At 38.6% G+C, this 13,675-nt stretch carries 10 protein-coding genes; 2 read left to right on the plus strand and 8 right to left on the minus strand.

The window, feature by feature from the left end:
• Positions 1 to 112: 112 nt before the first annotated feature.
• The 5 genes from I6F48_RS09220 to I6F48_RS09240 are packed head-to-tail and all read right to left on the minus strand — an operon-like array spanning position 113 to position 4,975.
• The gene (locus I6F48_RS09220) at positions 113 to 2,218 is read right to left on the minus strand and encodes a type IV pilus secretin PilQ (protein WP_165728112.1); all 2,106 of its coding nucleotides are present in this window, start codon (positions 2,216 to 2,218) and stop codon (positions 113 to 115) included.
• Positions 2,205 to 2,744 (minus strand): pilus assembly protein PilP, encoded by a 540-nt coding sequence (locus tag I6F48_RS09225; RefSeq protein ID WP_007586272.1) that lies wholly within the window; start codon positions 2,742 to 2,744, stop codon positions 2,205 to 2,207. Before I6F48_RS09225 ends, I6F48_RS09220 begins: the two co-directional genes overlap by 14 nt.
• A complete protein-coding gene (locus I6F48_RS09230) occupies positions 2,741 to 3,346 on the minus strand; it encodes a type 4a pilus biogenesis protein PilO (protein WP_007586270.1) in 606 nt (201 codons plus the stop codon). The genes I6F48_RS09225 and I6F48_RS09230 overlap by 4 nt, the downstream gene beginning before the upstream one ends.
• Complete coding sequence (locus tag I6F48_RS09235) at positions 3,336 to 3,908, minus strand: PilN domain-containing protein (protein ID WP_007586268.1); 573 nt, start codon at positions 3,906 to 3,908, stop codon at positions 3,336 to 3,338. Before I6F48_RS09235 ends, I6F48_RS09230 begins: the two co-directional genes overlap by 11 nt.
• Positions 3,896 to 4,975 (minus strand): pilus assembly protein PilM, encoded by a 1,080-nt coding sequence (locus I6F48_RS09240; RefSeq protein WP_024589891.1) that lies wholly within the window; start codon positions 4,973 to 4,975, stop codon positions 3,896 to 3,898. The genes I6F48_RS09235 and I6F48_RS09240 overlap by 13 nt, the downstream gene beginning before the upstream one ends.
• Positions 4,976 to 5,105: 130 nt before the next feature.
• Between I6F48_RS09240 and I6F48_RS09245 the strand changes: the two genes are divergently transcribed.
• Positions 5,106 to 7,598 (plus strand): penicillin-binding protein 1A, encoded by a 2,493-nt coding sequence (locus I6F48_RS09245; protein WP_197119283.1) that lies wholly within the window; start codon positions 5,106 to 5,108, stop codon positions 7,596 to 7,598.
• 64 nt (positions 7,599 to 7,662) lie between these two features.
• Here I6F48_RS09245 and metL read toward each other — a convergent pair whose 3' ends face one another.
• Complete coding sequence (gene metL / locus I6F48_RS09250) at positions 7,663 to 10,008, minus strand: bifunctional aspartate kinase/homoserine dehydrogenase II (protein WP_165728110.1); 2,346 nt, start codon at positions 10,006 to 10,008, stop codon at positions 7,663 to 7,665.
• Positions 10,009 to 10,178: 170 nt separating this feature from the next.
• A complete protein-coding gene (gene metB, locus I6F48_RS09255; protein WP_121954134.1) occupies positions 10,179 to 11,426 on the minus strand; it encodes a cystathionine gamma-synthase in 1,248 nt (415 codons plus the stop codon).
• Between the two features lie 289 nt (positions 11,427 to 11,715).
• Between metB and metJ the strand changes: the two genes are divergently transcribed.
• On the plus strand, positions 11,716 to 12,036 hold the full coding sequence (metJ, locus tag I6F48_RS09260) for a met regulon transcriptional regulator MetJ (protein WP_007586263.1): 321 nt from the start codon (positions 11,716 to 11,718) through the stop codon (positions 12,034 to 12,036).
• A gap of 82 nt (positions 12,037 to 12,118) precedes the next feature.
• On the opposite strand, the gene I6F48_RS09265 is transcribed toward metJ, so the two are convergent.
• Positions 12,119 to 13,360, minus strand: a complete 1,242-nt coding sequence (locus tag I6F48_RS09265; protein WP_007582028.1) for a malic enzyme-like NAD(P)-binding protein — start codon at positions 13,358 to 13,360, stop codon at positions 12,119 to 12,121.
• Positions 13,361 to 13,675: the final 315 nt, after the last annotated feature.

Consider the following 13,675-nt stretch of genomic DNA (forward strand, 5'->3'; position numbering starts at 1 on the left):
GGGGATTATCTCAGTAATTGCAGGGGTATTTCAAGTCAATTAGGATAAAAAGCCATATAACGAGCAATTAATCTAAATAATCACCCGTTGGTTAACATAAAACCACTGTATTTTAATCAATTTGTATTTTTGGTGTCACGAAAATAAGCAATTCACGCTTTTCATTAAACTCACTTGTGCTTTTAAATAGTCTTCCTACATAAGGAATATCACCTAAAATTGGTACTTTACTTGTAGTATTAATGATTTGCTGCTGGAAAATACCACCGAGTACTACGGTTTGTCCATTCTCAACTAATACTTGTGTTTGGATCTCTTGGGTATCAATAGACACAGCTTCACCTGTACCCGTTTGTACGGTATCACCACGTGTATCTTGAGTAATCACTAAGTCTAGTATTACTTTATTATCCGGGGTTATATGAGGCGTTACTTCTAAACTCAGTACCGCTTTTTTAAAGCTTACGGTAGTAGCACCACTTGAAGCTGACTCAGTGTAAGGAATTTCAGTACCTTGCTCTATTCGCGCTTTTTGCTGGTTTGCTGCAATAATGCGCGGGCTTGCAATAATCTCACCTTTGTTCTCTTTTTCAAGCGCACTTAGCTCTAAATCAATTAACGTACCATTAGCCAGTTTTGCTATGTGTAAGCCAATACTTGCTGCTGGGTTTGATGTAGGTAAATTTACATTTAATCGATCTGAAATACTTGGCGCATTTGAAGTTGATGTCGCGTTATAAATGCCTTCTGCGCCTTCAAGTGAACCTGAAATACCAACACTACTACCTTGGTCACTAAAGCCCCAGCGTACGCCTAAGTCCTCAGTAACGTTATCACGCACAGTTACCATACGAGATTCTATTACAACCTGCTGTACTGGAATATCGAGTGTTTCAATCATGCGGCGGATATTTTCTATACTCTTTACCGTATCTTTTACTAATAAGGTATTTGTACGCTGATCAACCGATACACTACCACGGGCTGTTATAATGCTGTTTCTATCTGTTTTTAATAAATCAGCAAAATTTTCGGCTTTAGCATAGTTTAATCGAATGTATTCACTGTATAGAGGCTCTAAGTCTTCAACTTGCTGTTTAGCTTTTAAATCTTTAGCTTCACGTGCAGCTAGTTCTTCTGCAGGTGCTACCATTAAAATAGAGCCATCCATGCGCTTATCTAGCCCTTTAATACGCAATACTACGTCAAGCGCTTGATCCCACGGTACGCCATCTAAGCGCAGTGTTATATTACCTGTCACTGAATCACTGGTTACTAAGTTAAAATCGTTATAACCCGCAATAATTTGTAGTGCTGCTCGCACAGAGATATCTTGAAAATTTAAGGTCATAGGGCGACCTTGATACTCAACGCCACCATCTAAATAGGCGTTTTGCGTTTCATCTTTTTCTACCGTCAGCGTTAAAATATTATCTATTTGCTGGTACGTAAATGTAAACTGAGCGTTTGGCTCAATAACGACACGACTTAATCCGTCTTCTTTAAAAGTCTCGATATTACTTACAACAGTACCAAAATCTAATACATCTAATTCATAAAGTAGGTCATCTAAAATATCGGTGTGATGAAAGTCAGCGTAAATTTTACCGCCACTTTCATGGACTTCAATTGCAGCTTGAGTGTCTTGTAAAAATACGAGTACTTTCGCTTCGCCCTTTTCACCACGTCTAAAATCAATTGATTGGATACGGTTGATGTAATTTCCACTTACATCACCTGAGTCCATCGCTACATCTTCATTTTCAGATTCTGTAAGAGGATTATCAGACACGCGTATTGATACTAAGTTGTTATGAACTTCAGTTTCATAAATTTTTAATCTATCTAAGTTTACCGTTACCTTTAAACCACTGTTAGTTAAAACATTAGTAACACTGCTAATTCCAGCTTGATTAACTTCAACATCATTTAAACCAACCTCTAACTCTGCGGTATCAAAAAACATTTCGATTCGGGCTGGGCTATTAAACACCTGAACTTTTGGCTCAAGCGTTAACTCTTCATCAAAAACAAGCTGTAACTCAGTTTCGCCTTTAAGTAATGGATTATAACGAACATCATAAAGTAACGGCCCTGCAACGGCTGAATTTACAGTGACTAAAGCAACAGCAGCCAGTAATGTTTGTGAAATACGATGAAGCCAAAGTACATCCTTATGCATGCTATTTTTACCTTTTTTATTATTAATTTGCGCCATCTGTTGCCGCCTCTAACATTTCTAATTTAGTCAAGCGCTCTTTCCAACAGCCAGACCCATCAGGGATTAATTCCACTAACTCTATATAGTCGTTACTTACTGTTTTTACTTTGCCATCATAACTACCAAGGTAATTCCCTACCGTTACACGATGCAAAGTAGCGTCAGCTGCTGTTATTAATGCCCATATTTGTCCACTAGAACCAATTGTGCCTTTCATTGCTAAGTTATCTAGCGGGTATTTTTCTAACGGTTCGCGGCGACGCTCTTGATCTGGGTGCAAACAGTTTTTTACTTGCGTTAATTTATTTTGGATTATCTCAGGCTGAGGCGCTACAAACGGGCTACGTAGCTGACCAGCACTGTACTCAAATATTTCAAACTTTGTCAGCTCAGGAATTGATTCAACCTTTGGTGTTGTGCTTGCTTTTACTTGATCAATAAATTCTTTTTGCTCAGACGTATCATCATTACAACCACTCAAAACAAACACCATTACTACAGGTACTACGCGAAGGAGCTTCATTTTTTAACCCCTTCTTCATAGCGATATGTTTTTGCAACAACACTAAATGTTAACTGTTTATCGCCCGATGATAAAATAGAAAAGTCATGTAAGCTTACAATTCGTGGTAACTGAGCTACTTTACCCACAAACTCACCAAATTCATGGTAGGTCCCTATCACTTCTATTTTAATCGGTAATTCAGTATAAAATTCTTTCTCGACTTCTGGTAACCAACCTATTTTTAAAAAAGTCAGACCACTTGTTGTGCCAACATACGACAAATCATCAAGTAAACCAGGGGTTTCGTTAGAGGTAGGTAAACGTTTTAATAATTGTGAAAACTTATCTTCCATTTCAATCATTTGTTGACGGTAGATCTCAAGCTTACTCGCGACTGCGTATTTAGTGCGATAAGTTGTGCGTAACTCGACCTCTTTCGCAACTGCACTGTGGTAACTATCAATTTCATCAGAAACTAATAGGCTATAACTAAAAAACAATACAAGTCCGGCAACAAACGTACAGCAAATTGCTTTAACTGCAATAGGCCAATCGCCAATGTTATCAAGCTCTATTTCATTCCAATCAATTTCACTCAGTGCTTTAAAATCAAGGCTCATCGCTAACCTCACCAATTTTATCAAATGGTTTTACATAAAATTCCATATTAAAATCACTAAGTAAACGCGAAGATTGATCGCCTGCAACAATGCCTTGCATTGAAGGATTCTCTAGTAAATATGAGCTTTGTACTTGGCGCAGCATTGTTGATAAACGGTTATTAGATTCACTACGTCCCAATACATGTATTTGGCTGCCTCTGCGCTCGAGTTTTGTTAAGTAAACCCCACCCGGCACTATTTTGGCAACTTCATCCATTATTTGCGTACCCAAATTACGGCTGCTTTGTAATTCTTCAATGAGCCTCATACGCTGTTGTAAGTTTTCTTTTCTTTTATCTAAACTTCTAATTTCACTTATTTTTTTATCTAGCATGCTAATTTCTGAGCTTAAATAGTTATTCTTTAAGTTTTGACCGTCTTTTAATGCACTATAAAAAGAGCTTAATAAGTACATACTCGCAAAACAAAGTATAACGACACCAATAAGTATAGTTACAAATTTCTTTTTCGATTCTTCGCGCTGCGATTCACGCCAAGGAAGTAGATTTATATGTGGCATGTTGAAAAACTCCTTAATGCCAACCCTGTCGCAATTGCAAACTGCGTTTTGTGACGCTGCATTACATTACGATCTACTTTTGGAGAAATTTCCATATTTTCAAAAGGCTCAGCAACGACAGAGTGAATACCTAGTTCTTCAATGAGTAATCGGTCAATACCTTTAATCATCGATGTACCACCTGTTAATACAATATAGTCGATTTGCTCTTTGCCACTGGTTGTTAAAAACATTTGCACCGCGCGTCGCACTTGTTGAAGTAACGAAGTTTGAAAAGGGGCTAATACTTCAAATGTGTAGTTTGGCGGTAAATCACCTGATGTTTTACCAATTTCAGCTTCATCAAATCCTTTATTATAATAAGCAACAATACTATTTGTATATTGGTCGCCACCAAAAACTTGGTCTCGTGTATAAATTGTTTCCCCAGCTTGAACAACGCTCACGAGCATTAAAACCGCACCAATATCAACCACAGCCACACATTTATTAAATGCGTCGCTAGGTAATTGCTGGTAATACACATCCATTGCACGACTTAATGCATAGCTTTCTACATCAACTATTTTAGCTTCTAAATTTGCAGCTTCTAAAGCGCCAACACGCGCTTCTACACTCTCAGTACGAGCAGCTGAAAGCAAAACATTCATTTTACTAGGATCGGCCTCATTCGTCGAAAGCTTCTCAAAGTCGAGGCTCACTTCATCAAGAGGATATGGAATTAAACTATCGGCTTCAATTTCAATTTGCGACTCAAGTTCAGCATCAGTTAACGATACATCCATGAAGATCACTTTTGTAATGACTGTTTGGCCAGAAACAGCCACTGCTGCAGATTTTAACGACTTTGGTAATTTTTTTCTTAATTTTGTAATTACGTTACCAATCGCTTCAATATCTTGAATTGTGCGCTCACTCATTGCGCCTTTTGGCATCGGCTCAATTGCAAGTGCTTCGAGTCGAAATCCAGTTTCAATTTCACGTAAAAGCACAGCCTTAATAGAGTGTGATCCAATATCAATTCCTACCATCATTTGGGACGGTTTTTGAAATAGTTGACTTAGCATGTTTCAACTTGGCCTTTGTTTTAATAATAAACAAGTTATAATTTTTATATGAAAAAATATTATTCATTTTTTAATCAATATATACTAGCAGTCAAAACTCGCAATTGGGAGTCCATTTAGGGAAATATAAGTGATTTTATTAAAACGAACTTTACAATTTTTTATCATTTGTGTGTTAATTGGTCTGATTACTTTGATCAGTCTTTATTACTACGTTAAACCTGATATCCCCAGTGTGCAAGTTTTAAAAGACGTGCAATTACAAACTCCTATGCAAGTATTCACTAAAGATGGGCTTTTAATCAATCAATTTGGTGAAAAACGTCGTATTCCAGTGACTATTGATGAAATTCCTCAAACACTCATTAATGCATTTTTAGCGACAGAAGATAATCGATTTTACGATCATATAGGCATAGACCCTATTGGTATAGTACGTTCGGCTGTTGTTCTTATATCTACTGGCGAGAAAAAACAAGGTGCAAGTACTATTACTATGCAGCTTGCTCGTAATTTCTTTTTAACACGCGAAAAAGCGTATATCCGTAAAGTTAAAGAAATATTTATAGCGCTTCATATTGAAGGAGTGTTAACAAAAGACGAAATTTTAGAGCTTTACCTTAATAAAATAGAATTAGGTAATCGTGCTTTCGGTATTGGTGCAGCAGCGCAAGTTTATTACGGTAAAGAGCTAAAAGATTTAACACTTGCGCAAATGGCGATGATTGCAGGTTTACCTAAAGCACCTTCAGCTTTAAACCCAATTCGTAACCCAACGCGTGCAAAAGCGCGCCGAAATGTAGTTTTAGGCCGTTTACTGACCGAAGACTATATAACACAAGAGCAATATAACGAAGCAACTAGCCAACCTATTACAGCTTATTTTCACGGTGCAGAAATAAACTTATACGCACCGTATATCTCTGAAATGGTGCGCGCTGAAATGGTTTCGCGCTATGGGGTAGATAAAGCTTACAACTCTGGTTTTAAAATTTTTACCTCAGTAGAGTCAAAGGTTCAAAAAGCAGCGCAAAACGCACTTGTAAATAACTTACACAGTTACGATATGCGTCATGGTTTTAGAGGTCCAACTGATGTTTTATGGAATCCTGAAACACAACCAGCTTTAACTGAGCAACAAATACTCAATAAATTACAGAGCGTAAATGAGTTAGGCACTTTAAAAGTTGCAGCAGTACTCAGTGTTAATAATAAAACAGCTACAGTACTACTTAAAAACGGTGAGCAAACAACTCTCAGTTGGGATAGTTTAAAATGGGCGCGTAAGTATATTACTCGCTACCGCCAAAGCTTTGCTCCAAAAGCAGCTACTGATATTTTAACGCCAGGTATGCAAATATGGGTACGTCAAAACGAAGATAACAGCTACTTATTAAGCCAAATACCAGAAGCATCAAGCGCTATTGTATCCCTCGATCCACAAGACGGTAGAATAAAAGCTATTGTAGGGGGTTACAGCTTTGAGCAAAGTCAATACAACCGAGCGATACAAGCTAAGCGTCAAGTGGGTTCTAATATAAAACCTTTTATATATTCAGCAGCACTTGAAAAAGGTTACACGCTTGCGTCTATATTAAATGATGCACCTATAAACCAATGGGATAAGAGCCAAGGCGTAGCATGGCGCCCTAAAAACAGCCCTGCTGTTTACAACGGTCCTATTCGAATTCGCCGTGCTTTAGCACAGTCTAAAAACGTTATTTCGGTGCGCTTACTACGTGGTGTTGGATTGCAACGTACAGCTGATCACTTACTAAAATTTGGTTTTAAAGACGCTGACATTAATCGTAGTGAATCATTAGCACTTGGTAGTGCTTCTATTACCCCGCTTGAACTTGCAAGAGGCATGAGCACATTTGCCAATGGCGGTCATTTAATTGAACCTTACTTTATCTCAGAAATTCAAGACGCTTACGGCAATATATTGTTTAAAGCAAACCCTGCTCTTGCCTGTGACGAAGAGCCTTTGCCAACACACAATGCTCTCTCGATGCATAATAGTGATGATGAAATGGAGCAAACGAAAAAATGTGCGCCGAGAATTATTTCTAAGCAAAATGCATTTTTAATTGCTGATGCTATGAATAGTGCAATTTGGGGGGGTGGTAGCTGGGCTCATAAAACAGGTTGGAGTGGAACCGGTTGGCGAGCACAAGCGCTAGATCGTCGCGATATTTCAGGTAAAACAGGCACAACTAATGACTCAGTAGATACCTGGTTTAGCGGTTTTAATAGTAATGTGATGACCTCAGTTTGGGTTGGCTTTGATAATCCGGGCAACGCTCTTGGTCGCTCTACATATAACAACAACCTAGATAGCAGCCAAATATCAGGTGCGGAATCTGGCGCTAAAACCGCGCAGCCAGCATGGGTTGAATTTATGAAAGCGGCACTTGAAGGCAAGCCTGAAGCCCCAATTGAGCCGCCTGAGGGACTTGTTTCTATTCGTATTGATTTAGCTACCGGCTTACTTAGCCATAAAAATGATTACACGAGTCGATTTGAATATTTTGAAAAAGGTACTGCACCTACAAAGTATGTGCTATCTCAGCCTAACGATATATTTGAAGAAGACACTAAAACAGAAGAAGAGCTATTTTAATAATATGTATGTAATACAAAAACGGCAGCTTATTTAAGCTGCCGTTTTTGTTTAAACCAAAGGTTTATTTTAAGTTTTGAACAAGCCAATATAAATCAGAGTGCACACCCGCGGCGGTCACTTCTCTACCCGCTCCTGGCCCCTGAATCACTAATGCGTTATCGCTATACCATTTGCTATTAATTACAAAAATATTATCGCCAGGTGTAAGGTTTGCTAATGCATCGCCATTAGGCACATACGCTATTCCCACTTTAGCAATTACTTCACCTTGTGTGATTTCTAACAAGCCCGTATATCTAAGTACTAAATTTTTAGACTTTGCTGTCACTGCATGCTCTTCGATGAACGCGTCTAGCTGTGCTTTTTTATTTAAAAAGTCATCCCAACTTCCCAGCGCAAGTTCATCTGGCATCAATGCCGATAAGCTAATATCGTCAAGTTCAAGCTCAACACCTAGCTCTCGAGCTAAAATAAGTAGCTTACGCTGCATATCTCGCCCAGATAAATCTTCGCGAGGGTCTGGCTCTGTGAATCCCATTTTCTGAGCTTCCAGTAGCAACTCAGAAAATGGCCTTGTTCCATCATATTTACTGCATAACCACGAAAGCGTGCCTGAGAAAACACCTTCTATACGTGTTATTTTATCGCCACTATTTTGCAAATCAGCCAAAGCAAAGTTAATAGGTAAGCCAGCGCCTACACTGGTGTTATATCGCCAATGTAAATTACGTTCTTTAATATTACTACGAAGTGCTTTATACCAAGTAGTAGGTGCTGTTCCAGCGTATTTATTAGCACTAATTAAATGACAGTTTCTATCTACAAAGTCTGGATATAACAAGCTAAATTGTTCACTTGCGGTAATATCAATTACAATTTTATGCTCGTAATCGAGCTCATTTATAGCATTCAGTAAATCTGCAGATTGATAGCTATTTGCCTCATGCTGCCATTGAGTTTTCCATTGCTGTGTATTAATACCACTTGCATTAAACAGCATTTTTTTAGAGCGAATTAGACCGACTAATTTAATACTAAAGTCATCCGATAAACGCTCAAATTGTGCCGATAACTGTTTAATGAAAACGTCGCCAACGTTACCAAGCCCCGCAACTATAATTGCGATTTCTTGGCCTTTATTAATTAGCTTATCGTGTAAGTCACTTTGTATATCACTATCTATAAATTGATCGGTAAGCAATAAAGCATAGCCAGTATCTTGATGGACAAAACGAGGTTTTATGCTGTGGAGTTTTAATAAATCTAATGCTTGTAAGCTTAATGTATTAACGTCTTGCTCAAGCGCTACAATTGCACAACCGTTTAAATTTGACTCGCTAATATTTGCCCTACCCGCAAAGTAATTAATAACTTGATATGTTTGTGCAGCCGGTACTACTAAATACACTTCACCATTATGGTTAAAGTGATGAAGGCTATGCTGAATAAGCTGACTAACACTTGCAACCTCACCTTCACTTAACCCTTCAACCATTAATAGGTCAACATTTTGCAACGTGGTTATAAAGCGCTTTTTCTTCGCTGAACCTTCTTTTACTATATCTGTTGGACTTGCTTGTACGTCAAAACTACTGCGAACAGCTAGCTTAATATCTGTGTTTTTAAGTGGCGATAGTGTTTTTGCATGTAATACAGGGTTACCCAAACGAGCTAATAAATTAGCCTGTCCACGGCAAATTTTGCCGTACTTAATCGCTTTTTGTACCTTGCGAGGATCAGTGCTATACACCCCCTGTGTATCAGTCCAAATACATACTTGCTTAGCATGGCAATAATTTGCAAGTAGTGTTGCACTGTAGTCACTGCCATTTCGGCCAAGCGTTACTGTCTCGCCTTTGATATCTGCGGCAATAAACCCAGTAACAACATTTATTTTATTAGGCAAAATTAACTGCCCACATTGCTGCGCATTTTGCGCATGCATTAATTCGCCATCATTTAAGGTAAAAAGAGTACGTGCATCTTGAGCGCATGCCTCAATATTTAGCTGCTGTAAATAAGTAGCGAGTAAACGTGCTGACCACAGTTCGCCATGTGCAAGCAATGCAGCCTCTTTTAGCTGCTCAGCTTGAGCAAGTTCTGCAATATAGCTAAGTTCGATACTTAGTGTTTTAAGTGCACTTCGTTTTAAATCGGCTTCTAATAGCTGCTCTATTAAATCACTTTGATGGTTATTTAACTGCAGTAAAATATCAGCGACTGCTTGAGTATCTTGTTTTTGATAGCTTTGCCAAAGTAATACTAGCGTATCGGTTGTCTTACCCGCAGCCGATACCACAACACAGTCGCCCGTCTGAGTATGCCCAATAATTATTTTAGCTACGCTTTGATAGCGCTCACTTGAGCTTAAGCTTGAACCACCAAATTTATGTACACAATTGACCATATTTATACCAATTCGCTTAATTAAGTTGTCTATTTTGAGGATAAGAAAACCGTGTCGATAACAAGGCAAAAATTTCGTTGTTTAGTTGTTCTATATGAGAAATTTTTAACGAAGTTAGCGTGCGGTTTAATCCCTCAAATTGATTAGGTATTATTGCGGATTGGTATTACTTACCAAAGCGCCGGACGGGCTGCACTTAATTTAACGTTACCACCAGGAGTGCCTGCTCCTTTGCCTACACGGCCAACATTTTTATTTTGCCCTGGTTTTACAAGTTCAAACACTCGTTCAAAATCAGCGACTAAATCGTGTATATCTTCAATACCTACCGAAATACGAATAAGCGTATCGCCCACACCCGCTTCTAAACGTGCTGTTGCCTCCATACCTGCGTGCGTCATAGTTGCAGGGTGACAAATTAAGCTCTCTACGCCACCTAGTGACTCAGCTAAACTAAACGTTTTAAGGCTAGTTAAAAATGCCGCAGCGTCGTTTATATCGCCTTTAATATCAAAACTCACCATGCCACCAAAACCAAGTTGCTGTGCTTTAGCCAGCTCATGTTGAGGATGTGACTCAAGACCTGGGTAGTAAACTTGGCTTACATATTCAGAGCTTTCAAGATACTTAGCTATTGCCAGTGCATTTTCTTGATGCTGCCTTAGGCGCACATTTAAAGTACGTAAACCACGAAGCGTTAAATAGCTATCAAAAGGCGCACCCGTAATACCAATGTTATTAGCCCACCAAGCAAGCTCATCGCCTAACTCTTGTGTTGCGGCAATAACAGCGCCGCCTACTACATCTGAGTGTCCGTTAATGTATTTAGTGGTTGAATGCACCACAATATCTACACCAAACTTAAGAGGATTTTGTAAAGCAGGCGACAAAAACGTGTTATCTGCAGCCACCAATGCACCGCATTGCTTTGCAACATCGGTCACCGCTTTAATATCTGTTAAACGAAGTACTGGGTTACTTGGGGTTTCTATCCAAATAAGCTTTGGTTTAATTACTAAAATTTGTTGAAGGCTTTCTTCTTTTGTTAAATCTAATATTTCGAGCTTTAGTAGTCCGCGTTTTTGTAAAGATGTAAATAAACGATAGCTGCCACCATAACAATCATGTGGAATTACTAACGTATCGTCACTATTAAGTAGCTGAGTAGCTAAATGCACGGCAGCCATGCCTGTAGCTGTAATTATGCCACGAGCGCCACCTTCAAGCTTAGCAAGCGTCTCAGCTAAAATATCACGATTAGGATTACCGCTACGACCATAATCATACTCACGCTTAGTATCAAAGTCGGCAAACGAATAAGTAGTCGATAAATAAATTGGCGGTACCACCGCACCATGATGTTTATCAGCATCAACGCCGTTACGTACAGCAATGGTCGCTTTGTTTTTTTCGCTCATATTCGTCACCTGATTAATTTGGATGTTTAGACGTCTAAAAGAGTAAGTTATCCGTTTTGATAAGTCAAAGTATTTTAAAGCTCTAGATGGCTAAAAGTAGAAGGGGCTTCTGCGAATAACACATTTTAGCTCACAAAAGTGTGCTTATCTTTACACCTACAATAGGCTTATTAAGATAGATCGGTATCTATTATTTGACTATCTTTTTTAAATCGATAGAATTTCACGCATATTTACACGCTTTTTATACCGTGTGAGAAATTAATAATCTGAGGCAACGATACATCTTATGGCTAAATGGAATGGTGAGTATATTCACCCATACGCAGAACACGGTAAAAAATCAGAGCAAGTTAAAAAGATCACCGTTTCGATCCCGCTAAATGTATTAAAGGTATTAACTGACGAACGTACACGTCGTCAAATCAATAACCTTCGCCATGCTACAAATAGTGAATTGCTATGTGAGGCATTTTTGCATGCTTTTACTGGCCAACCTTTACCAAATGACGATGACTTACGTAAAGATAACGCCGAAAAAGTACCAGAAGAAGTTAAAAAAATAATGCAAGAAATGGGTCTAGAAGTACCCGTTTTAAACGAAGAATAAATATTACAAAGACAAAAAAACCTCAGTAATTACTGAGGTTTTTTTATGTCTAAATTTTATTGCATAGCTCTACTGTATAGATTTACTGCATATAGTTTTCAGGTAGCTCAATTTGTGCAACACCTGACTCAATAGCAGCAAGTGCAACAGCTCTTGCTATACGCGGCAGTAAACGTGGATCCATTGGTTTTGGAATAATATACTGCGCACCAAATTCTAGTTTATCTACTCCAGCGGCTTTTAAAACTTCTGCAGGTACTGGCTCTTTGGCAATACTTCGAATAGCATCTACTGCAGCAATTTTCATTTCATCGTTAATAGCACTTGCACGTACATCAAGTGCACCACGGAAAATAAACGGGAAACATAAAACATTATTAACTTGGTTAGGGTAATCAGAGCGCCCTGTTGCCATGATTAAATCGTTGCGTGCGCCGTGCGCAAGTGCAGGATCAATCTCAGGATCTGGGTTTGAACATGCAAACACAACTGGTTTTGCAGCCATTAGCTTTAAATCTTCAGCCGCTAATAAGTTAGGACCAGAAACACCCACAAACACATCAGCATCTGCAATTACATCTTGCAATGTACGCTTATCGGTATTGTTAGCAAAAAGCTGTTTATATTCATTTAAGTCATCGCGGCGGGTATGAATAACACCTTTGCGGTCAAGCATATAAATGTGTTCACGCAGTGCACCACACTTAATTAACAGCTCCATACACGCAACAGCGGCAGCGCCTGCACCTAAACATACAATAATTGCATCTTCAATTGACTTACCTTGTACTTCTAGCGCATTTAACATACCAGCAGCCGTTACAATGGCAGTACCGTGTTGATCATCATGAAAAACAGGAATGCTACAACGCTCTATTAATGCTTTTTCAATTTCAAAACACTCTGGTGCTTTAATATCTTCAAGGTTAATACCACCGAATGTGTCGGCAATATTGGCAACCGTATTAATAAAGTCTTCTGTTGTTTTGTGCTTAACTTCAATATCGATAGAATCAAGCCCTGCAAAACGTTTAAACAATAGCGCTTTACCTTCCATTACAGGCTTAGACGCTAAAGGACCTAAATTACCAAGGCCTAGAATTGCAGTACCATTAGTAATAACCGCAACCATGTTACCTTTACCCGTATATTTATAAGCATTTGCAGGATCTGCAGCTATTTCACGTACAGGTTCGGCAACACCTGGGCTATACGCAAGTGCAAGATCATGAGCCGTTTCAGCTGGTTTTGTAAGCTCAATGCTAATTTTACCTGGTACGGGATGTGAGTGGTAATGTAGTGCTTGTTCACGAAAGTCAGACATAACGCGATGGTATCCTGCAATTTAAGTTAAAGTGAGAGATGGAGTCTTGGGGTACGATACCCTTATTATTTTTAAATTCCAAGCAATATCAGGTCTATCCTGTTATATGCTATATCCTATAATTTTAAGAGGTTTTTCAGTAACTTTGCAGGATTATATCAACATTTAATAAATAAAAATTCACCTAAAAAGTAAGTTTTAAGGTGCTTTTATGCCTATCAAAATCTTATAAAATGTATACTTAAAGTATCAGCATAAACTTAGAATAACAGCCTACTACCCTACTTTAAAAACAGATAAGCCCACGTTAGATAC

The organism is Pseudoalteromonas sp. SWYJ118, assembly GCF_015864505.1.
Taxonomy (GTDB): domain Bacteria; phylum Pseudomonadota; class Gammaproteobacteria; order Enterobacterales; family Alteromonadaceae; genus Pseudoalteromonas; species Pseudoalteromonas arctica.